Origin of the sequence: Janthinobacterium lividum (assembly GCF_034424625.1) — a bacterium.
GTDB classification, from domain to species: Bacteria; Pseudomonadota; Gammaproteobacteria; order Burkholderiales; family Burkholderiaceae_D; genus Janthinobacterium; species Janthinobacterium lividum.
Window position 1 is genome coordinate 1,485,185 of record NZ_CP139976.1, and the last position, 19,597, is coordinate 1,504,781.

The 19,597-nt window shown below is 57.5% G+C and carries 24 protein-coding genes; 11 read left to right on the forward strand and 13 right to left on the reverse strand.

The genetic code is table 11. The features are described 5' to 3' along the window. The first annotated feature begins 84 nt into the window (after positions 1-84). The 6 genes from dusA (at position 85) to U0004_RS06655 (ending at position 5,513) form a co-directional block, all read left to right on the forward strand. On the forward strand, positions 85-1,080 hold the full coding sequence (dusA, locus tag U0004_RS06630) for a tRNA dihydrouridine(20/20a) synthase DusA (protein ID WP_070257122.1): 996 nt from the start codon (positions 85-87) through the stop codon (positions 1,078-1,080). Beyond that, positions 1,080-1,544 (forward strand): hypothetical protein, encoded by a 465-nt coding sequence (locus tag U0004_RS06635; protein WP_070257123.1) that lies wholly within the window; start codon positions 1,080-1,082, stop codon positions 1,542-1,544. The genes dusA and U0004_RS06635 overlap by 1 nt, the downstream gene beginning before the upstream one ends. A 532-nt stretch (positions 1,545-2,076) precedes the next feature. Beyond that, on the forward strand, positions 2,077-3,816 hold the full coding sequence (locus U0004_RS06640; protein WP_034782537.1) for a methyl-accepting chemotaxis protein: 1,740 nt from the start codon (positions 2,077-2,079) through the stop codon (positions 3,814-3,816). Between the two features lie 81 nt (positions 3,817-3,897). Then, entirely contained in the window at positions 3,898-4,224 is a 327-nt protein-coding gene (locus tag U0004_RS06645; RefSeq protein WP_092611776.1) for an energy transducer TonB, read from the forward strand. 168 nt (positions 4,225-4,392) lie between these two features. Next, the gene (locus U0004_RS06650; RefSeq protein WP_070257126.1) at positions 4,393-4,965 is read left to right on the forward strand and encodes a hypothetical protein; all 573 of its coding nucleotides are present in this window, start codon (positions 4,393-4,395) and stop codon (positions 4,963-4,965) included. 161 nt (positions 4,966-5,126) lie between these two features. After that, positions 5,127-5,513 (forward strand): hypothetical protein, encoded by a 387-nt coding sequence (locus U0004_RS06655; protein ID WP_070257128.1) that lies wholly within the window; start codon positions 5,127-5,129, stop codon positions 5,511-5,513. 63 nt (positions 5,514-5,576) lie between these two features. Here U0004_RS06655 and U0004_RS06660 read toward each other — a convergent pair whose 3' ends face one another. The 3 genes from U0004_RS06660 to U0004_RS06670 form a co-directional block, all read right to left on the reverse strand. Next, complete coding sequence (locus U0004_RS06660) at positions 5,577-5,783, reverse strand: hypothetical protein (RefSeq protein ID WP_070257130.1); 207 nt, start codon at positions 5,781-5,783, stop codon at positions 5,577-5,579. Positions 5,784-5,830: 47 nt separating this feature from the next. Continuing rightward, the gene (locus U0004_RS06665; protein ID WP_070257132.1) at positions 5,831-6,277 is read right to left on the reverse strand and encodes a hypothetical protein; all 447 of its coding nucleotides are present in this window, start codon (positions 6,275-6,277) and stop codon (positions 5,831-5,833) included. A 481-nt stretch (positions 6,278-6,758) separates the two neighbouring features. Beyond that, the gene (locus tag U0004_RS06670) at positions 6,759-8,870 is read right to left on the reverse strand and encodes a TonB-dependent receptor family protein (protein WP_070257134.1); all 2,112 of its coding nucleotides are present in this window, start codon (positions 8,868-8,870) and stop codon (positions 6,759-6,761) included. Positions 8,871-9,157: 287 nt separating this feature from the next. On the opposite strand from U0004_RS06670, the gene U0004_RS06675 reads away from it, so the two are divergent. The 3 genes from U0004_RS06675 (at position 9,158) to U0004_RS06685 (ending at position 12,341) form a co-directional block, all read left to right on the forward strand. After that, a complete protein-coding gene (locus tag U0004_RS06675) occupies positions 9,158-9,604 on the forward strand; it encodes a response regulator (protein WP_161789566.1) in 447 nt (148 codons plus the stop codon). Between the two features lie 369 nt (positions 9,605-9,973). Continuing rightward, positions 9,974-10,450, forward strand: a complete 477-nt coding sequence (locus tag U0004_RS06680) for a hypothetical protein (RefSeq protein WP_070257136.1) — start codon at positions 9,974-9,976, stop codon at positions 10,448-10,450. An 850-nt stretch (positions 10,451-11,300) separates the two neighbouring features. Further along, positions 11,301-12,341 carry a DUF4062 domain-containing protein gene (locus tag U0004_RS06685; protein WP_070257138.1) on the forward strand — a complete coding sequence of 347 codons (1,041 nt, stop codon included), beginning with the start codon at positions 11,301-11,303 and terminating at the stop codon, positions 12,339-12,341. Between the two features lie 131 nt (positions 12,342-12,472). On the opposite strand, the gene U0004_RS06690 is transcribed toward U0004_RS06685, so the two are convergent. From U0004_RS06690 to U0004_RS06735, 10 genes are all read right to left on the reverse strand, one after another. After that, positions 12,473-13,678, reverse strand: a complete 1,206-nt coding sequence (locus U0004_RS06690) for a site-specific integrase (protein ID WP_070257140.1) — start codon at positions 13,676-13,678, stop codon at positions 12,473-12,475. Beyond that, positions 13,644-13,868 carry a DUF4224 domain-containing protein gene (locus tag U0004_RS06695; protein ID WP_070257142.1) on the reverse strand — a complete coding sequence of 75 codons (225 nt, stop codon included), beginning with the start codon at positions 13,866-13,868 and terminating at the stop codon, positions 13,644-13,646. The genes U0004_RS06690 and U0004_RS06695 overlap by 35 nt, the downstream gene beginning before the upstream one ends. Before the next feature lie 28 nt (positions 13,869-13,896). Further along, positions 13,897-14,085, reverse strand: coding sequence for a hypothetical protein (locus U0004_RS06700; RefSeq protein WP_070257144.1), 189 nt, complete (start codon positions 14,083-14,085; stop codon positions 13,897-13,899). Positions 14,086-14,135: 50 nt separating this feature from the next. Further along, positions 14,136-14,669: a hypothetical protein gene (locus U0004_RS06705; protein ID WP_070257146.1), complete on the reverse strand. Its 534-nt coding sequence runs from the start codon at positions 14,667-14,669 to the stop codon at positions 14,136-14,138. Then, entirely contained in the window at positions 14,653-15,342 is a 690-nt protein-coding gene (locus U0004_RS06710; RefSeq protein WP_231958456.1) for a phage tail protein I, read from the reverse strand. The genes U0004_RS06705 and U0004_RS06710 overlap by 17 nt, the downstream gene beginning before the upstream one ends. A 72-nt stretch (positions 15,343-15,414) precedes the next feature. After that, on the reverse strand, positions 15,415-15,837 hold the full coding sequence (locus tag U0004_RS06715) for a phage baseplate assembly protein V (RefSeq protein WP_070257150.1): 423 nt from the start codon (positions 15,835-15,837) through the stop codon (positions 15,415-15,417). 244 nt (positions 15,838-16,081) lie between these two features. Continuing rightward, positions 16,082-16,789, reverse strand: a complete 708-nt coding sequence (locus tag U0004_RS06720; RefSeq protein WP_139144161.1) for a hypothetical protein — start codon at positions 16,787-16,789, stop codon at positions 16,082-16,084. Between the two features lie 382 nt (positions 16,790-17,171). Then, positions 17,172-17,765, reverse strand: coding sequence for a hypothetical protein (locus U0004_RS06725; RefSeq protein WP_139144162.1), 594 nt, complete (start codon positions 17,763-17,765; stop codon positions 17,172-17,174). Between the two features lie 208 nt (positions 17,766-17,973). Further along, complete coding sequence (locus U0004_RS06730) at positions 17,974-18,450, reverse strand: phage virion morphogenesis protein (RefSeq protein ID WP_070257154.1); 477 nt, start codon at positions 18,448-18,450, stop codon at positions 17,974-17,976. Further along, complete coding sequence (locus tag U0004_RS06735) at positions 18,447-18,827, reverse strand: phage tail protein (RefSeq protein WP_070257156.1); 381 nt, start codon at positions 18,825-18,827, stop codon at positions 18,447-18,449. The genes U0004_RS06730 and U0004_RS06735 overlap by 4 nt, the downstream gene beginning before the upstream one ends. A 28-nt stretch (positions 18,828-18,855) precedes the next feature. Between U0004_RS06735 and U0004_RS06740 the strand changes: the two genes are divergently transcribed. Both U0004_RS06740 and U0004_RS06745 read left to right on the forward strand, forming a co-directional pair. Continuing rightward, complete coding sequence (locus tag U0004_RS06740) at positions 18,856-19,146, forward strand: hypothetical protein (protein ID WP_070257157.1); 291 nt, start codon at positions 18,856-18,858, stop codon at positions 19,144-19,146. Between the two features lie 112 nt (positions 19,147-19,258). Then, complete coding sequence (locus U0004_RS06745; protein WP_139144163.1) at positions 19,259-19,567, forward strand: hypothetical protein; 309 nt, start codon at positions 19,259-19,261, stop codon at positions 19,565-19,567. Positions 19,568-19,597 lie beyond the last annotated feature (30 nt).

Sequence of the window (19,597 nt, forward strand, 5' to 3'; positions counted from 1 at the left end):
CCCGGCCCGCTGCGCCGCGTCACCATCACTGGTGAGGCGCGCAGCGGGTTTGTCATTTGCAGCTCCTGTTTTTTTGTAGACACCATGACTTCCTCTTCTTTGCCTTCCCGCCGCCTGTCCGTTGCCCCGATGATGGACTGGACCGACCGCCATTGCCGCAAGTTCCACCGCGAAATCACGCGCCACACCTGGCTCTACACCGAGATGGTGACGACGGGCGCGCTGGTATACGGCGACGTGGAGCGCCATTTGCGCTTCAACGAGGAAGAGCATCCGGTGGCGCTGCAGCTGGGCGGCAGCGATCCAAAGGACCTGGCCACCAGCGCCATGCTGGGCCAGCAGTGGGGCTACGACGAAGTCAATCTGAACTGCGGCTGCCCGTCCGAGCGCGTGCAAAAGGGCGCGTTTGGCGCTTGCCTGATGGCCGAGCCGCAACTGGTGGCCGACTGCGTGAAAGCCATGCGCGACGTGGTCGATATCGACGTCACGGTGAAACACCGCATCGGCATCGATGACGGCGAATCGTACGACTTCGTGCGCGACTTCGTCGGCACCGTGGCCGACGCCGGCTGCAAGACGTTTATCGTGCATGCGCGCAACGCCATCCTGAAAGGCTTGAGCCCGAAGGAGAACCGCGAAGTGCCGCCCCTCAAGTATGACTATGCCTACCGCTTGAAGCGTGATTTTCCCCAGTTCGAGTTCATCATCAATGGCGGCATCAAGACCCTGGACGAGATCGACCTGCACCTGCAGCACCTGGACGGCGTCATGCTGGGGCGCGAGGCATACCACAACCCGTATGTGATGGCGCAGTTCGACCAGCGCTACTACGGCGACGACGCTCCCGTCAAAACGCGCGAGCAGGTGCTCGAGGCGATGATTCCCTATATCAGCGCGCAGCTGGAAAAAGAAGCGGGGCGCTTGAAACTGAACAGCGTCACGCGCCATATGCTGGGCCTGATGCAGAACCTGCCCGGCGCGCGCGGCTTCCGCCAGACCTTGTCGGATTCGAAGAAGCTGGCCTCGGGCGACCCGCGTTTGCTGCTGGAAGCGGCGGCGCGCTTGTCCTTGCCTGCCTGATGCGCGGCGACTGCCACGCCCATGCACAGCAGTTGCATGGCTACCTGCAAGCCGTCACCGCGCTGAAGGATGATGGCAGTCTGTTTCTTTGCGAGTATCTGGGGCCCATCGCGCCGCAGGCGTCGCTTGACGCGCTGTGCCGCACGCTGAAGCTGCCGCCGGACGGCATGCGCCTGCAGCCGATCGAAAGCATGGTATGCAGCGGTGCCTTGTGCACGCCGCGCCAGTGGCTGCTCGAGCGCTTGCTCCCGACGAACGAGGCCGACCGCGAGCCGCTCGACGCCCGTTTATATGATGGTTTCGAGGGCGAACTGGCCGAACTGCTGGGCAGCGAGCCGTACTGGTATCAATTGGTATCATCGGGCCAGGGCATCGTGGCTGGTCGCTTGGGTGCCATCTGGAGCATCTTTGTCTTCGGCACGGACAGCCACGCCTATATGATGTATTGCAGCTGGGACCGCTGATCCAAGTTGTCTATACCGCTGCCCCGGCGCAGTGGTATTGTCCGCACCACCCCTTCCTCTGAGTACCTTTCCCAAAACGATGTCACCGGCTATGCCATGTGTTGTAAATGCGCTGTTTCGGCGCACGCCCGCACTGTCGTGGGGCATTTCTAAGGGGCAAGAAACGGCATTGTTGCCATTTCCCCGAAGAAAGTTAATCAGCTATTTATTCAGGTACTTATTGCTTGCTTTGAGGCAAAATTTACACCTATAATTGATTATAGACAAATATTTCTCATATGAATGTTTGATGTTGATCTCACATCAACGGTGTCAAAAATTCAGTGTGTGGAACAAATTTGCATTCGCAGTCACTGGCGTTTTCAGGGCTGTTGTAGACCAGGAAGTACCCCAGGCTGCGTGCGGCCGGAGACCGCCAGCATACCAATGGGTAAGGGCGGATACCGGTGTTACGCAGCCTTCGTCTTGTCGTGCCGGGCAAAATTCTTATCAATAGTTTCATTTACGAAGAGCCGAAATGAATTTAGCAAAAATGAAGGTTGGTACCCGCCTGGGCCTGGGTTTCGCCCTGGTACTGGTTCTGCTGGTGGCCGTGACCGTCCTCGGCATCGCGCGCATGGCGCAAATCCAGGAACGTCTCGATCACGTGATCAATGTCAACAACGTCGTCACCCGCCTGGTGATCGACATGCGTGGCAACGTCAGCGACCGCATCACTTCGCTGCGCATCCTGACCCTGATGACCGATGCGGGCGATATGGAACCTGAAATGGCGCGTATCAAGACGCAGACCAGCACCTATCAGGAAACGCAGAAGAAGCTCGAAGAGAAATTCGCCGTCGAGTCGACTCCTGAAGAAAAAGCCCTGCTGGCCTCGATCAAGGAATATGAAGCCGCCGCCATGCCGGCCATCGCCAAGGCATCCGCGCTGTGGATGGCCAACGATGCGGAAGGCGCCACGCGCGTGATGATCAAGGAAATCCGCCCGGTACAGAAAAAATGGATGGAAGCGCTGGAGCAGCTGGCCGTGCTGGAAGACAAGCTCAATGAGCAGATGCAATCGGACGCCCGCAAGGCCTTCGACAGCGCGCGCCTGTTCATGATCATCCTCGGCGTACTGGCCGTGGCGATGGGCGTGGCAGCGGCACTGGTGATTACCCGCGGCCTGCTGAAACAGCTGGGCGGCGAACCGGACTACACGGCATCGATCGCCGGCAGCATCGCCAATGGCGACCTGTCGATCGGCATCCACACGCAGCCTTCCGATACCTCCAGCCTGCTGGCGGAAATGAAGGAAATGCGCAACAGTCTGGTGGGCATCGTCGGCCAGGTGCGCGTCGGTACGGAAACCATCGGCACGGCCTCGCGTGAAATTGCCGACGGCAATATCGACCTGTCGTCGCGTACGGAAATGCAGGCCAGCGCGCTGGAAAAAACGGCGTCGGCGATGGAAGAACTGACCTCGACCGTGAAACAGAATGCGGACAATGCGCGGGAAGCCAACAAGCTGGCCGCCACCGCTTCGGATGTCGCCATCAAGGGCGGTTCCGTGGTGTCGCAAGTGGTTGACACCATGAGCTCGATCAATGAGTCGGCGAAGAAGATTGTCGACATCATTGGCGTGATCGATGGCATCGCCTTCCAGACCAACATCCTGGCGCTGAACGCGGCCGTGGAAGCGGCACGTGCCGGCGAGCAAGGCCGCGGCTTTGCCGTGGTGGCGTCGGAAGTGCGCAACCTGGCCCAGCGCTCCGCTGGCGCGGCGAAAGAAATCAAGATCCTCATCGACGATTCGGCCGAGAAAACGGAACGGGGCACGCGCCTGGTCGGCCAGGCTGGCGTGACGATGGGCGAAGTGGTCGACAGCGTGCGCCGCGTGACCGACATCATGAGCGAGATCGCCAGTGCCAGCCAGGAACAAAGCGCCGGCATCGAACAGGTCAACCTGTCGATCATCGAGATGGATGGCATGACGCAGCAAAATGCCGCCCTGGTGGAGCAGGCAGCCGCTGCGGCGCAAAGTTTGCAAGACCAGGCGGCCGAACTGGCCCACGTGGTCAGCATCTTCAAACTGGTCGAAGGCGAAGAGAAGCCGGCAGCGTATGTGCCGGCTCCCGTGGCCGCCGCACCAGTGGCCGTGCGCAAGCCGGCAGCGGCATTGCGCCCGGTGAAGTCGCTGACCCGCAAGGCGGAAGCGGCCGCTCCCGTGGCCGCCGCGGCGCCACGCAAGGCGGCAGGCGCCGGCAGCAATGACGAGTGGGAAGAGTTTTAAGCGCGGTCAACAGCGCACCGGAAATTGTAATTACCGTATCTGATAATCATGGGGAAGCACATGTTTGAGAATAAGCGTTTTATGAGTGTTGCAGCAGCCTTGCTGGTGTCCGTTTCTTCCGCGGCCTTTGCTGCCGAGGTGCCGGCGTCGTTCGATGCCAAGAACTGCAAGGCCGACTATCCGAAAGCCTCGCTGATGAACGAAGAGCAGGGCACCGTGTCGATGTCTTTCCTGGTCAATGCCGATGGTACGGTTGCCGATTCGAAAGTCGACAAGAGCAGCGGCTTCAAGAACCTGGACAAGGCTGCCATCAAGGCCCTGTCCGCGTGCAAGTTCAAGCCGGGCACCAAGGATGGCGCCGCAGCGCAAACCTGGACCAAGGTTGACTACGCCTGGAAGCTGGACTGATCCACGTATTGCCGGGAGCGGGGCTTCCGGCATGGCCATATCCGCTACGGGCGGCGCCTGCAAGGGTGCCGCCCGTACTGTTATGTGCGCCAGCCAACGGCACTGTCGCCGCCGATTCTGTTACCCTCGAAACATACCTTCGGGATCTCCAATTACAAGAGGCCTACCATGCAGCGCATCCTGACACTTTTTTCCCTGGCCGCCAGCGGCTTGCTGCTTTCCGCCTGCGCACCGCTGGGCACGCCCGTGGGCTTGCAGGCGGGGCAGACCGTGGCCGTCGTCAATAGCCTGAGCTGGGATAATCCCCTGACGGGCAAGCGCGACGGCGTGCGCACCAGCTGGCCCATCAAGGATGGCAAGATTGCCCCTGAATATTTTCCACTGGCGCAATTGAAGCAATGCGAGGCCGGCGGCAAGCCTTGCGCCTGGGGCGTGATGCGGGCGCAGCGCGGCGCGCCCACGCTGAGCTATGCGGACGGCGGCGTGGACTTGGCCGTGAGCGTATCGACCGATGTGGCTCGGCGCCAGGATGCGCGCCAGGGCGAGACGCAAACGGCGATGGCAATTCCGCAGGATGTGGCCGCGCTGGCTGGCCGGCAACAGGTGCAGCCCAGCTGGAAATTGAAGTATGGCAAGGTCGAGCAGGTCGAGCTCGATTACGGCGTGCGCTACCAGGTGTGCGTGCAGCGCTACGATGCGGCGGGCAAGGCCATCGATACGTGCGCGATTCCGTTTATTTGAGGAAACATGCCGCACGAGTGGCTTGTGGCGGCTTTGCCACATTTCATGTTGCGGCGTGCGTCTGGGTGTAACAATCGGTAAAAGCGCAGCAAAGCTCGACGTAATTTCTTATAGTACTTAATTAAGGTAGTACATGGAATTGGTACTTGAGGAGAATTGCAATGAAAACCCTGTTGGCAGTAATTTCGCTGGCCGCCCTGGGTGGCTGCGCCGTGGCACCCCCCGGTCCCGCATATTACGGTTCGCGCGCGCCGCAGGGGGCCTACAATCCCTATGAATGGCATACGGTCTCGTCCGAGCCGGTGCAGTCGGGCCGCGTGATGAGTGCACCGCGCGTGGAATACACGAATGAACCCGTGTACGTGCAGCAGCAGCAGCCGGTGTACGTGCAGCAACCCGTATATGTGCCGGCGCCCGTGTACGCGCCGCAACCGTATTATTACAATCCGCCCGTGACGATCGGGCTGGACTTCATGTTCGGCTTTGGGCGCTACGGTGGACACCGCGGCGGCTGGGGCGGGCATGGACGCTACCACGGCCGCCGCTAGACTATTGCACTTGCATGCAGGACAAAGCCGGACAAGCGTTGCTTGCCCGGCTTTGTCATTTTATTAGTGGAAATAAACCGAACCCTGGTGCAGCACGTCCGCCGAACACAGGATGTACATCGCCGCCGCTGCCAGACCTATTTGCAAGGCGCCAAAGCTGATCGGGATGAGGCGGGACATGTCGTACTCCTGAGTGGTGTGAGGTGTGGTCAGGCTTTCATCATAGGATGAGTTGATGCCTTTGGGCATCGGATGAATGTCCGCCGCCATGTAGGACAACACCTCGTGCCTGGCGCCCCGCCTCGCTCTCCGGACGTTTAGCGGTTTTTCCAGCGCACCACCGGCTCTTCCGGCGCCGTGTCCGGCACGTTCGAGATCGCCAGCCAGTGCGTCAGGCGTTCCGGGTGCTTGAGATTGATGCCCATGCCATCGATGATGCCGACCTGTTCCAGCATGCGCGCATCGATTTTCGCTTTCGACACCGTGGGCGCGCCCATGACCATGCGGTCATACGCCTTGCGCGCCTTGTGTTCCCACTTGTGCAGATTGCTTTCGTCGAAGCGGTTCGCTTCGAAATATACGGTCAGGGTGCCATCGAGGTTGCCGAAGCCGACAATGCCCGCGCCCTTGCGGATGGTGGTGTTGTTGATGTCAAATTCCGCCGTGGGCACGAAAATGCCGGCGCGGCCATCGATGTCAGGACGCCCTACGGGCGTTTCCTTGCCGTAGGAACTCGTTTCGGTAATGGTTTTTTCTGCGGACATGGTGCGTGTGTGGTGGCCGTGCCGGGAGCGCGATCGGGCCCGGCAGCGCCAGTCATCCTGTTCAAAAAATGCGTGCTGATGATCAGGGCGGGGTAGGGGCCCTGGCGGAGCGATGCTTGGCATTGCTTGATACCCCGCTATTGTAGCGTCAATTTAATTCTTCTTGGCAACATTTACTGATGTGATGCTCCCGTTTTCCCATGAAAAAAGCCGCCTGGTCAGGCGGCGGAGCGGCTGTTGCGCGACGGCTTTTCAGATTCAGGCGGCTGCCTTGCGGTGCACCATGAAACCCAGCAAGCCCAGGCCCAGCTGCAATTTTTCCCCACAGCGAATGCGGCCTGCAGCGTGCTTGCAGCAAAGAATTTTTGTGACATCGGGGGTGTAAAAAAACCTGCACCATTACAACAATGGTGCAGGTTTTTGCGTGCAGCAAGCGTGCGCCCTCGCCTATCGATTCGATAGGCGGAGGCGGCGGATCAGCTCAGAACGCCAGGCGGCCCTGCAGGTAGACCATGCGCGGCGCACCCACCATCTTGCCCAAGTTGCCGTCCGATGTGCGCGTGAAGTAGCGTTTGTCGCTCAGGTTGTTGACGCCGGCGACCAGCTCCAGGCCCGCCTGGCCCGGCACTTTCCATTTCACTTGCGTGTTCCAGGTGCGGAAGCCGGGAATGACGCCCAGGTTGCCGGCCGCGTTTTCCGCCACGGTGTTGGCTTCGTCGGCGAATTGGCGGCTCTGGTGGTTGCTCGACAGGTCGAAGCCCCAGGCGCCCAGCTGGTAGTGGGCGCCGACGGTATCCGTGTTGCGTGAATAGAAGGGCACGTCATTGCTCGCGTTTACGCCATCCTGCAAGGTCGCCTTCGTATAGGTGTAGGTGGCGTAGGCATTCAATCCGGCCAGCGGGCCGGACTTGTCGAAATGGTAGTCGATGGCCGTTTCCAGGCCCCGGTGATGCGTGGCGCCCACGTTGTAGAAGACGGCGCTTTCGCCGCTGCCGACGGACTGGATCTGGTTGTCGAACTTGATGTTGAACAAGGTCGCTTCGGCCGACAGCTGGCTACTCTTCCAGCGCGCGCCCAGTTCGGCCGTCTTGGCCAGTTCCGGTTGCAGCGGATTCTTGTCCGATTGCGAGTTCAGCTGCGTGTTTTGCACGGCGCCAAACGAGCTGTTGTAGTTGCTGAACAGGGTCACGTTGTTGTTGAGCAAGTAGGCCACGTTCAGCGAAGGCAGGGCCTTATTGTTGAGCAACTCGATCTTCTGGTCGGTCGGCAAGTGGTTGAAGCGTTCGGTCTTGATGTGTTCGTAGCGCACGCCGGGCGTGATGCGCCAGGCATCGATGGCGATCTTGTCGTCGATATACACGGCTTGCGCATCGGTGGAATTGTCGGCGAAGCGCGTCGGCTTTTGCCTTACACCGCTGGCAATGACGATGTTGTAGATGGTCTCGTCGGCCCGTTCGGCCAGGTAGCGATAGCCGACGGTGATGTCCTGCGATACCTTGCCGGTCGTGAAGCGCTGCGTGTAGCGCGGCTCGATGGCCGTCGTTTCATAGTTGCGCGGCTGGCGGCCCAGGCCCGTGCGGCCAGCGTTGATCAGGGTGCTTTCGCGCGAGCTCTTGTTGTAATAGGCGCGCACTTCGAATTCCTGCGTGCTGGAAATGGCGTTCAGGTAGCCGATGTCGAAGGCCTTGCGCTCGCCGCTCCAGTAATCGGTCGGGCGCGTGTTCTGGAACGGGTCGGCCTTGTATTGGGCGGTGGTCAGGCCGCCCGGCGTGCGCGACGTCACGTCGTAGTAGGACAGCTTGGCGTACACCTCGGCCGTCGGGCTCAGGTCGTAGCGGAATTTCAGGGCGAAGTCGTTGACCTTCTCATCGCTGCCCACGCGCCAGTCGCTGCCGCGGATGCCGGAATACAGCACGGCCAGGCCCAGGCCGCTGTCGAGCTGGGTGCCGGCAAAGACGCTGGCCTGCGTATTGTGGCCCACTTCGCTGTACGAGTTGTAGCGCACGGTGGCGTCGCCCGTGATGCCTGGCGTGGTGGGCACGCGGCGCGTCTTGAAGTTGATGATGCCGCCCACGTTTTGCGGGCCGAAGCGCACGGCGCCGCCGCCGCGCACCACGTCGACCGTTTCCACATTGGCCAGGCTGACGGGCGCGAACGACAGTTGCGGCTGTCCATACGGCGCCACCGACATCGGGATGCCGTCCAGCAAGACCGTGCTGCGCGGCGAATAGCGTCCGGCCAGGCCGCGCACGCCGATGTTCAGTGAAATGGCGCTGCCGGCGCTGCCCGAGTTGTCGCTGATCTGCACGCCGGGAATGCGGCGCATCACGTCGCTGAGGCTGGTCGCGCCCGAGTTCTCGATGTCATCCTTTTGCACCACGGTGCGTGCGCCCGCGAAATTCTTTGTGCTGGCGGCCATGCTCGTGCCCAGCAGATTGCTGCTGACCTGGATGGATTCCAGGATGGGGCCGGCGCCATCTGCGGTATTGGCCTCCTGTGCCTGCGCGGAAAAAGAAACGCCCAGGCAGGCGAGGGCGATGGCCAGCGCGCACGGGCGCAGCGAAAAGGGCAGTGTGAAAGGTGTGGCAGCCATGCATGGATCTCCGTAATGACAATGTTTGCGCGGGCAATCGGGCGGCGCGACAACATCGTGGCGTGGATATCCGGCGCAAGGGGATGATAATGATAATGATTCTCATTTTATCCGTCAATTGCGAATATTGCGTAGCGGCCATATGGCTGCCTGCGGGCGGAGAAGTGTTGCTGGCCCGGTACAGCGGGCGGCTTGGATTGCCGCCTGGCACCATTGCTCGGGTGCGGCGGCATTGCGCGCGCTTCTTGTATACTCCCGCTTTTGCAGCCGTCAGACGTAAACGTACAATGAGCCAGACAACTGAAACGACACCAGGCAATCCCCCCGTGGAACGCCGTCAGGGCGACCAGCCGGCAAGTGCTGCGCGCAAATTGAATCTGCTGGTGGTCGACGACAACCAGGAAGTGGGCGAATCGCTGGCCATGCTGCTCGAAGCGCTGGGCCACCACGCGGTGGTGGTGCGCAACTGGCAGATGGCCGTCGAGCAAGTCAAGCTGTGCGTGCCCGATGCCGTCTACCTCGACATCGAAATGCCCGGCATCAGCGGCATCGAAATCGGCCGCCGCCTGCACCACAATCCCGAGACGGCCAACGCCGTGCTGATCGCCGTCACGGGCCACAGCCTGCCCATGTACATGGACGATGCGCTGGCCGTGGGCTTCCGCCACTTCCTCGTCAAACCCGTGCGTCTGGACGACCTGGCGACGACGGTGCAGTCGGTGCTGGCGGGGTAGGTTTTCGCGTCATCAAGCACTGCCTGGCGAGCCTTTGCCTGCCTGGGGTTAAGCTGCCCCGTTTGCACGAAAGAACTTCGTCCCGCGGGTGCCGGGATTGTCTCCCTATGCCGTGCGCAAGCATAAGCACGGCTTCAGCATCGGGTATCTCTCGTTGCGTCCGCACAATTCTTGTTCCGAACGTGTTGCCATTGGCTCCAGGAGATACTGGTGCCGTGAGCAAACTGGCCAAACCTGGTATGCGAATGCCGGGAATTTTGGAAGTTGACATTTATACATATCCAAATGATCATGCGATAGTTTTATTGCTCGCTGGCAGTGTATTCGCACGGCCGGTGCATTCTCTGATGTTGGTTTTGAAGGGTGGGTATGAAATTTCTGAAGTGGTTGCTGATTGCTGTGGTGGTGCTCGTTATTGGCGTGCCATCGCTAATGGCTGCAGGTTATTATGTGCGTAACAAGATGGCCGGACCCGATGGCTGGGCAAAGGACGATGCGCTCAAGGCGTTGAAGGCGAAAATGAAAGATCCTGATTCGACGGTGATCCGCTCCTCGTATCTTGTTCACAAGCGCAAGGATAGCGAAACGATGGAAATCGTCGTGTGCGGTATCGTTGACGGCAAGAATGGCTTTGGGGCATATACCGGCGGCACGCGTTTTGTTTCCGTCAGTGCCGATCATGAAAAGCTGAACACCTTTGACACTTATATTGTCGAGATGGATGAAGCCAGCATGCAGGACAGGGAGGCGTCAAAAAAAGGGATTTCCCTGACCTCGTTCGAGGAAGTGTACTGGAATGGTTATTGTGTTGATGCGCAGCACCCTGCGCTGACGACGAAATCGTAAAATCGGGCGACCCTGTGTGGGCTGACAGGCAGCCTTGGCTGCCTGTCATTAACATGTGCGACGATACTCGCAAGGAATCATCCTGAAAACAAAAAAGGGTTACAAGCCGAAGCATGTAACCCTTTTTATTTACCACTAATTCTGTGGGGTGGCTGATGGGGCTCGAACCCACGACAACAGGAATCACAACCCTAGCGCATAACGAGAAATTTCTTTTTCAAATCAATTGCTTGAGATTTTATTTTTCCAACATTGATGAAGTTTTTCTCTCCAATCTATGCGGGCTGCAGACTGTCCGTTGGAAAATTTTGGAGCTGTTCAGTAGGTCACGTTGGTCAGCATTCTGTTCAGTCCGTACAGCATCCCTCTTCGCAAATCGGATACCAACAGCGCAGGTTGCCGGATACGCCCTTTTTCGCCCGTAGCCCAGCTTTCATTGCGTAGATTTTATTTAGGCCTTCCCCACTTAAGGTATCGGGCTTAGTGTATATTCCAACGATATGAGACTATCCTTGTGGTCACGGGGTTAAGTTCGCCTAGTGACGGACGAATGTTTGTGATAGTGAGTAAGCTCCCTGTGTTGCAGATTTCTACGCCCGTGGAATGTCATCTTTCATATATTTAACGATCAGATTGCACTTGATCGCAAAAAAAATGAGGTTTAAATAGGCTTGGCGCTAAGGTAGAAGCTATTTTACTTGGCGTCAGATGAATTTAACTGAAGTGCTTTGTTTTTGTTGGCAACCTAAACACATCATTCAGCAGTTAAATTTTGTGGGAAAATTAAATTAGCCCTTGGCCTGTTCGCACAAAGGTTCTTGGATGATAAAAATATACTTGAGAATAAGTTATGGCAAGGCCACGTGTATTTCTAAGCTCTACTTTTTATGATCTGCATCAGTCTCGCGAAGACTTAGATCGCTTTGTCCGAAGCCTTGGATACGACTGTGTTCGACATGAGTCTGGGGCGATCCCGTATGCAAAGGAAGGTCGTCTGGAGTTATCAGCATATCGAGAAGTTGAGCTTTGCGATATCTTCGTCACCATCATAGGTGGGAAGTTTGGATCTGAATCGAAAGAGGTTACAGGTTACTCGATAACGCAAAACGAGATCGTTCGAGCGTTGGAAAAAGGCATCCAAGTATACATTTTTGTTGAGCGAAATACTCTTACCGAGTATGAGATGTGGAAGTTGAACAACAAAAATGATACGGTTAAATATCGTTTTGCAGACGATACGAGAATCTATTCATTCATTGACCACCTCTATGCTCTTCCAAATAATAACCCCATTGTCGGGTTCGGTAATGTTTCTGAGATAACTATGTATCTGCAGGATCAATGGGCAGGATTGTTTCAGCGTTTTCTCAGTCAGCAAAGCAGGTTGACCGAAGTTTCAATTGTGGAAGATATGCGAGGTGTGGCTACAACACTCCGCGAGATGGTAGACTTTCTTTCGCGCTCGAACCAAGACAAAGATAATGCTTTGATGTCAATCTTACTTGCTAATCATCCGATTTTTGCTAGGTTGGCCAAACTCACCGGAACTACATACCGCATCTATTTTACAAATCATGTTGAAATGACAGCATGGCTTACCGCACGGGGATGGGAGCTCGCGGATGATGAAAAATATTCTGAAGGAAGCGTCGAAGAGTGGTACCACGAAAAGCTTGGCTGGATCGAATTCAAAGAGGCGTTTTTCAACGATAATGGACATCTGAAAACGTATGCCGCTAGCGACTGGAAAGATGAATGGATTGTTAAGGTTGCACTAGCAAAAGTGGAACCTGCTATGCCCACTCCTGCTATGCCAACACCTGTTGTTCGCCGGCCGATCATGACAGCGCGCTCAGAGGTACCGACTAAAGATGACGTCAATCTATTTTGACGCCTAGTTTTATTTTTTAGTAGCAGTGCGATTGCTTCTGTAGGGAAATGCAAAAAGCTGCAAGGTCCGGATAAATTGGTTACGGCCATTGGGTTTTGGATGCGACTGAATGGCCATTTTAAACAGCGTGCTCATTCAGTTGCTCCAGCTTTCTTTATTTTCCGCCGGTCATAATGTTTATGCGTGGTGCTCGGGTTCGCGTGAGCGGCAAAATCGTAAGCGTCGTTGTTACGCTGGTCAAACTTGGCAGTAATCGCGGCTGGACGAATGTCTTGAAGTGAAAAATACTGCGCGTGGTCTGCCAGGCGGTAATCGGCCTCGTACTTCGCCACTTTCAGTCCCTTCTTGTACGCCAGGATATATTCCAGCTCGGCCGCGCGTTTGCGAGCGAGTGCGGCAGCAGCTTGGGTGTCAAACGATGCGATCCACTCGAACATGGCATCCTGCCACACCGACCCCATTCCCGACCGCGTATACGCCTGGCCTTTTGAGTTGGCGAACAGGAACTGGCGTGGCACCGAGTGCGTCTGCTCGGCGCGCGTGACGACCACGCGTAACCTTGTCGACCACTCACGCAACTTCATTACCTCGGCCTGGCCCTTCTTGCGCTTGGCACTGGTAACGAGCACGCCTTCCTTTGTCTTGCCCGAGATGTGGAACGGCCGCACCTCGGCTGCGCGAAAACCTGTTAGGTAGGTGAACATGGCGGCACAGCCCAGGTTGCGGAAGGTGGCGGTCTGGCGCAGCGACCACAGGTAAAAGCGGACTACCTGGCCACGTGAGATCGTGCGCACGTCCTTCTCGATGTCGTTCTGCATGATGTCCGTGAACGGCATCGCCTCGATCACACCCCAGCGCACGGCGTATTTGCAGATAGTAGACATCAGCGACAACTCCTTGTTCGCCTTCGCCGGCGCACCTGCTTTGGCGCGCGCGTCCAGGTACTGATAGCCGTGCAGCATGCGCAGCGACTTCGGGTCCATTTTGCCGAAGAACTTGGTCAGGTTCTTGTAGCCGGACTCCCTGACGGCCAGTCCATCCTTAGACTGATCGAGGTAATGGGTGGGTGCGATCTCGTCGCGGAACCGCTCGATCAGCTGGGCCACTGATCCGGCGATGATCTTGCCCTCGATGATGTCGAGCGCTTTGCGCTTGGCCGTGCGATCAGCGTCCGCAATGCCTTTGCGATCGCCGACCAGGGCCGTGGCAAGCGTTTCGCTGCTGCCGTCCGGGTGCTGGTAGTAATAGGATATCTTCCGGATGCCGACGCGCTTGTAAAGGCGGTCGACGCCGGTGCGTTCTTTAGCAGAAGGCTTGGAGGTTTGGTGCTTGGTCATAATTGATTGAGGTTGCGTCTTCGGTTATACCCATCTTGCGGTCGTGATAAGCGCGGGCCACTTTCGGCAGGCCGCGTGCGTCTATTTCAAATTTCCAGCGGTTTTTCGTCAGCCAGGCCTGCATGCGGCAGCGCTGGCCAGGCTTGCAGCCGACCAATTCGGCCAGATCTGTTGCGGACAGGTAGTTCATGCGTTGCTCCTTGGTTTAACGCACGGTGTCATGCTTGGTACCCGACAGGAGCGACAGCTTTCTTGATCGCCTCGATGGCTCCCAGCCGCACGGCCCGGAACATGCCCGGCCACTGGTGGTCCAGCTCGACCCACGCATGCAGCTCGCCATTGCCCACGTCCCGGCGCAGGTCGCTGACGGTGCCGGCCTGGTAGCCTTCGTCGGTATCGAATGTCACGCGGTCACCAATTGAGACTGGCTGAGAAAATTCAGTTGTTAGCATGGATATCACTCCTTTTTATATTTGCGTTGCAGATGCGCCAAATGCGCGCTTGGCCCGCCTGGCGGCCGTTTTTTGTGGTGCAGGTAGATGGCTTCGGTATCAATCCGGGCGCATGGCGCGCCCTCCCTATCAAAACTCCGTCCAGCGTTGAAGGACGGAGTGAATTTTTTGTTTTCGGGCACTACGGCCGTTGGCGGTTTCGTGGCCTGCGTATACTTATTTACACCAGTCCGAGGAACGGCAAGGGCCACCCCGGCCCGGTCTATCGTCCAGCGGTAACGGGTGGACTCATAGACCGCATGCGGCTGCGCCGCCAGATACACGCCGACGGGCCTGTGCGCCTCCACCTGCTCATAGCGGCCCTCAACGTCCTCCTCTCTCGTCGCCAGCCTGATCGTTGCACGGCGCCCCACCGTAGGCCCGCCCATGGCCCATATGAAACGGGCGAAGTCGGCGCGCTGGGCGATGGCTGGATTTTCGGACTCGACCTTTTGCGCGGCTTGGTAGGCTTCGCGGATAGGCTCAGGCGCATTGCGCACCGACTCCTCCGACAGCCGGCGGAACTCGCGCCACACGCCCACCGGCACGCCGCCGATCTGCTGGAACTGGCGAATGCCGTGTGTCGATGGTGTGCGCCATGCCGCTGGTGCCACACAGCCCGGCAGCGCGCACCTCAATCGACGTGCGCGCGTAGATCGTCAGTTCGTCGCCCTGGTGCACCACGGCGCCCACTTGCGCCGCGCCGCGCACGCCCAGGTTGATGGCCAGGCCGGTCATATGCCGTGTGACCGGCTTGGCCTCGTCCACCAGCCGTTCGATTTCCTGGTGCATGCCACTGGTCACGCCGCTATCGAGCACATCGAAGTCGAGCTGGAAGGTGCCACGCGGGCCGGGCGGGGTGGTTTGCCACCATTCGCGCACGCGGATGCCGGCGCTGATGGGAGCCAGCGCGTGGCGCAGGGCGCTGATGGTGCCCTTTTGTTTGTGCACGGCAAACGCCGACTGGATCACGGCGCGCTTGGTGCTGACGGACCAGGAGGGTTCCCAGTGGTCTACCGAGAACGAGGCGGCCAGGAAGGGCAGGGCAGATACCGGGCAGGCGGCAGGGTTGGCCAGGTCGCGCAACGGCACGGGCACGCGCTCGATCAGGGCGCCGGCCCGGGCAAGATTGCGCTCCAGGCGGGTCGCGTTGGGTGGCAGTAGATCAGCCACGGGCACCCCCGTTCCTGCTGGCTTACGGGGAAGTGAGCGACGAGCGCGGCCTGGCGCTCGGCATAGATGGCCTCAAAGCTCAGCACCTCCACGATGCTGGGTGGCGGCAACAGGGATGGTGGCCGTGCCGCCGGGGAGCGTGGCCGTCAGGGCGTGGGCCGCGTGGTCGTACTGCACCACGGCGCCGTCGGGGTAATGCGTGGTGTGGATGCTGTCGCTGGTTTCGGGCGCGTCAAACGCTTGCGAGTAGAGCGCCGGCAGGATGACGCCGCGCGTCAAGTCGCCGCCCGGGGAAAAGACGATCACCTGTTCGCCGATGGTGGGCACCGACCAGGTGCGCGTGCTGCCGGCGCGCGACGTGGCCCAGTTCAGCCATTCGGTGGTTAGGGTCGGCCCGAGCCGCACGCGCGCCTTGGCCCCTTTGACCTCGTCGATGATGCCCAGGCGGATCAGGTTTTGCAGCAAGCGGAGGAGGTCGGACAGGTCGGCGTTCATGCAGTGCATGTTGCCGAAGTCCGCGTGCGGATGCACGCGGGGGCGGGTTGATATGCGGCTTAGCGACTATGGCAGTTCGTGAGGTTTAACTCATGTTTTCCAAGTAGGGGCTATGTGGCTGGGGTAGCCCTCCTCCAAGCTGCCTCAATGGCACATAGGCACTACTAAAACTGTAAATGTGCCAAAGGAAGTGTTCGTCGAATTGGGGGAATGCTAAAAGGATGCGTTTGGCGCTAAATACGGTTTATTTTTCCGATGGTTTAAATTTTATTTCCTTTTTTATAATTCTCCCTTCCGCATCACCATAAGCACCAAACAAAACATCTTCCTCTAGATCTTCAAAAGGAAATATTGTTGAATAGTGCTCGAACCCTAGTTGCGATGCCATGGTAAGAATTTCGCTCCTCAGTTCGTCTGAGACCCGTTCAGCAATCGAAACAATCTTGCTGTTAGGTGGTGGTAATCTTTCGCCAAATTCGCGTAGTTGGTTGACGCCGATATCCCAAAGCCTAGAGGTAATCTCTTCTTGATTGGAAATATGAGTATTGACACCATAAGAAAGTGTGGACAAGGATGTAGGTTTTTTATGAGTTAAATCTTCTGCTTGTCGCGATTCTAATAACTCAAATTTTTTCTCCATTTCTTCGAATTGAACATCGATTTTAGAAATTTTGACAACCTCGTTCGTTTTTCTATTTAAATAGGTTGAATAGAATGAATCTTCTTGTAGTTCAGGTCTAAATTTCGTTTGCAACAAGAAGAGTGCGCCGATAAATATCGGAACATTTGCAATCGCGGCAATAGTTAGTGCTGACGATTGCCATGCATTAGTTCCCATGTTCGTTGCCGCAAACAAAAACGACGCGTCAACTGCCAATAGCCCAACAAGCCAGGCCCCCAATAACTGAATTGGTTTTGTTATTTTTTCCGGACTTATTTGATGTTTTTCCATTAAAAACCTATTGATGAGTAGAAAGCTGTTTAACGTTAGGATTGCCAGCTCTGATCCATTCTGTAGCGAGAGACGCCTCGGTTGCATCTGTTTTCACAGATCGTAGATTTGTAGCTACATTGGGGCCCTAACAATACGTTAAGGCACCGCTGGGCAATATGCATCCACGGTGTATTGGTTAGAGCAATACCAATAGTAATGCAAAGTCCGCTTCTGGTTGAGCTCGGCCGCTGGGCGTAGCATAACATGTTGCCAAACAGTAAAAATCACCAGTTTCCGCAACCGCCCTCAAGCAGACCTATACGGGGGGTAGTCCACTACCTCGGATCACAGACCTTACGGTTGATCAGCTCCCCCCAGTTGCCACACGGAGATCGGCTTGCTACTTCGTTTTCGTTTGTTTCTGCAATGCCAGAGAATATGATTTCTTCATTGTTTCTGCCATAGCGCGTGATAGGACATCCCGCCCTTGTTGTTCGATTCGCTCCAGCTTATCCAGGGTAAAGGTCGTAAAGGAGGTCTTAAATGACTCCAATTTCCCTAGGGTTTCATCAGCTGAACTATTCGCTGTTTCTAATAAAAACCTTGTAAAATTATTCATGGGCATACGATAGACAATCTCCGGATTTTCCTTACATGAGCCCCAAACGCCATGGGCAATCGCATTCCGCTCTTCCGCATAAGAAAGCACGTCCTTCATAACATCGTCGAATTCCTTGAAAAGGGAAGCATCAAGTAATTGTTTTCCTGTTTTTCTAATAGCATCGATTCTAGTGCTATTGCTTTTGAACGTGCCGAGAAGAGCAAGTGCCGCATTATGGTCAGCATGCATCATCAAACCTAAAAGGGACGCTATCGAGGCTTCAATTAAAGACCAACTTGTAAAGATTCGCCCAAGCGCGGCTGCGTGACTTGGTCGATCCTCCAACGCTACCTCGCTAAAAATGATTCCGTCAACGTTGAGTCCAACCGGCATAATTTTCTCCAAAATGAATATTGCACACGTAATTCAGAAGGTGCGCTTAGTGTGTTGATCGTATATGGAAGTGGCCAAAATAGCACTGAAAGCAAGGGCAATACGGCAGGTTCTACCTTGTCGAGTTGAACCCCTGCTTCTGGCCAACTGTGGTTGGTAATGATGCGACTCTAACTCATTTGATAACTACTGTCAGTTGAAGAATGCATTAATGCACCTTAGCTTTCCCCAAGTGACGCAGCAGTGATTCGCGTATCAAAGTCCGATCCAGTTCAGCCAAGCCCAGCAGCTGCCGCTCCGGGTACTTGTACAGTGGCCCTTTTTTCGACAAGCGGTCTTGCTTGCCAAACTGATGCACCCGCGCCACGCGCGCCACCCAGCCAAAGAACCCGACCTCGATCTGGTCGCCGGTCGCCTTCACCTTCAGGTATTTTGCGGTGCGAATCTTGGCGAACATCGCGGCCTTCTGCCGCTTGATGCGCCCGTTCTTCCCCTTGAATTCCTTGCGCCGTTTGCGCGCCGGATAGGCGGCGCCATCCGGCCCCTGCTGCGCCTTGATGCGCTGCGCCTGGTTGCGGCGTAGGTCGATGGCAACCTTGTGATTGATGGCGCGGCGCTGGGCCGGCTGCAGCTTGGCCAGCAGGGCGCCGGCCCAGGCTTCGAGAGCGTGCAGGTCGTCGCTCATGCTGTCGCCTCGGGCGTGCGCCATTCGGCCAGCAGCGTCTCGCCGTCATACAGCTTCCAGAACTCGTCCGCGTAGGGCGGCATGTGCTGTATTTCGGCCAGGTGCTTGATGTCGAGGCGGCCCGCCTCTCCGGCCTTGACGGCCACGCGTTCGGTCAGGTCCAGCTTGATGGAAATGTCCACCGTTTCATGGTTGTTGAAGTCTACTTCGAAGGCGATGCCGTGCTTGCGCGTTTCCTCGTTGGCCATCAGGTCGAGCTGGTGGACTTTCAGCCAGGCGATCAGGGCCACCATGATGGCGTCGGCGTCGCCCGCGTAGTCGGTGACGATCAGATTGAGCTTGAAGCGGTATTCGAAGGAGAGGGAGGCGTTCGGCAAGCTGGTTGGTGGCTACCCAAACAAGGCCATGATTCGGCGCGAAGGCGGCGCACTGGCCGCGCCAGGTGCTGGCGGTGCGGTTCAAGCTGGCCAGCCCGGTACCAGCGGCGCGGTCAGCCGCCAGCAGTTCGACGCCATGAACCCGCAAGAACGCATGAGCCACATCAAAGCCGGCGGTACCGTCGCAGACAGCGCTAGCAATCCAGCGCCAGCTACGCACGCGCACGGCGCCAAGGTGCTGACGCGCGTGCAGTTCGAGCAGATGCCTCACATCGACCGCGCCGCGTACTGCAAATCGGGCGGAACCATCGAAGGCTGACGAAATCCGGCCCGCTGAGCGGCTGGCGCTGTTTGGCTATGCCAAGCCATCAGGCGAGGGCCGTTCGTGCCACCACGGCCCGATTCCGGCCCTTGCCACAGAGAATGACGAGATGAACAACGACCGAGAACTAACACACGCCGCGTTACAGTGGCATACCGCGCACGTGCGCCGAATGGCCATCGGCACCGCAAAGCGAAAGCTGGATGCCCAGCTGAAGGCCCGGGGCGATTGCGGGTGGGCGCTGCAACTGTACTCACAACAGTGCGACGCAGCGCGCCAGCTCACCGAGGCCAAGCGCAAGGAGCTGGCAGCCCTGCGCCTGCTGGCCAAGGCATGCGCCAAACAGCGCGGGCACTTGGAGCTGTCCGACATCATCGACCTGGACGGCGCCATAACCCTGCTACCGGCCGCCGTATGAGTGCCGCCTTGCTTGACCTGCCTTGACGGA

What these genes read in the sequence shown, in the direction of transcription:
- dusA (WP_070257122.1), top strand. Translation starts at nt 85, where the DNA reads ATGACTTCCTCTTCTTTGCCTTCCCGCCGCCTGTCCGTTGCCCCGATG.
- U0004_RS06635 (WP_070257123.1), top strand. Translation starts at nt 1,080, where the DNA reads ATGCGCGGCGACTGCCACGCCCATGCACAGCAGTTGCATGGCTACCTG.
- U0004_RS06640 (WP_034782537.1), top strand. Translation starts at nt 2,077, where the DNA reads ATGAAGGTTGGTACCCGCCTGGGCCTGGGTTTCGCCCTGGTACTGGTT.
- U0004_RS06645 (WP_092611776.1), top strand. Translation starts at nt 3,898, where the DNA reads ATGAGTGTTGCAGCAGCCTTGCTGGTGTCCGTTTCTTCCGCGGCCTTT.
- U0004_RS06650 (WP_070257126.1), top strand. Translation starts at nt 4,393, where the DNA reads ATGCAGCGCATCCTGACACTTTTTTCCCTGGCCGCCAGCGGCTTGCTG.
- U0004_RS06655 (WP_070257128.1), top strand. Translation starts at nt 5,127, where the DNA reads ATGAAAACCCTGTTGGCAGTAATTTCGCTGGCCGCCCTGGGTGGCTGC.
- U0004_RS06660 (WP_070257130.1), bottom strand. Translation starts at nt 5,783, where the DNA reads ATGGCGGCGGACATTCATCCGATGCCCAAAGGCATCAACTCATCCTAT.
- U0004_RS06665 (WP_070257132.1), bottom strand. Translation starts at nt 6,277, where the DNA reads ATGTCCGCAGAAAAAACCATTACCGAAACGAGTTCCTACGGCAAGGAA.
- U0004_RS06670 (WP_070257134.1), bottom strand. Translation starts at nt 8,870, where the DNA reads ATGGCTGCCACACCTTTCACACTGCCCTTTTCGCTGCGCCCGTGCGCG.
- U0004_RS06675 (WP_161789566.1), top strand. Translation starts at nt 9,158, where the DNA reads ATGAGCCAGACAACTGAAACGACACCAGGCAATCCCCCCGTGGAACGC.
- U0004_RS06680 (WP_070257136.1), top strand. Translation starts at nt 9,974, where the DNA reads ATGAAATTTCTGAAGTGGTTGCTGATTGCTGTGGTGGTGCTCGTTATT.
- U0004_RS06685 (WP_070257138.1), top strand. Translation starts at nt 11,301, where the DNA reads ATGGCAAGGCCACGTGTATTTCTAAGCTCTACTTTTTATGATCTGCAT.
- U0004_RS06690 (WP_070257140.1), bottom strand. Translation starts at nt 13,678, where the DNA reads ATGACCAAGCACCAAACCTCCAAGCCTTCTGCTAAAGAACGCACCGGC.
- U0004_RS06695 (WP_070257142.1), bottom strand. Translation starts at nt 13,868, where the DNA reads ATGAACTACCTGTCCGCAACAGATCTGGCCGAATTGGTCGGCTGCAAG.
- U0004_RS06715 (WP_070257150.1), bottom strand. Translation starts at nt 15,837, where the DNA reads ATGAACGCCGACCTGTCCGACCTCCTCCGCTTGCTGCAAAACCTGATC.
- U0004_RS06720 (WP_139144161.1), bottom strand. Translation starts at nt 16,789, where the DNA reads ATGGAAAAACATCAAATAAGTCCGGAAAAAATAACAAAACCAATTCAG.
- U0004_RS06725 (WP_139144162.1), bottom strand. Translation starts at nt 17,765, where the DNA reads ATGCCGGTTGGACTCAACGTTGACGGAATCATTTTTAGCGAGGTAGCG.
- U0004_RS06730 (WP_070257154.1), bottom strand. Translation starts at nt 18,450, where the DNA reads ATGAGCGACGACCTGCACGCTCTCGAAGCCTGGGCCGGCGCCCTGCTG.
- U0004_RS06740 (WP_070257157.1), top strand. Translation starts at nt 18,856, where the DNA reads ATGATTCGGCGCGAAGGCGGCGCACTGGCCGCGCCAGGTGCTGGCGGT.
- U0004_RS06745 (WP_139144163.1), top strand. Translation starts at nt 19,259, where the DNA reads ATGAACAACGACCGAGAACTAACACACGCCGCGTTACAGTGGCATACC.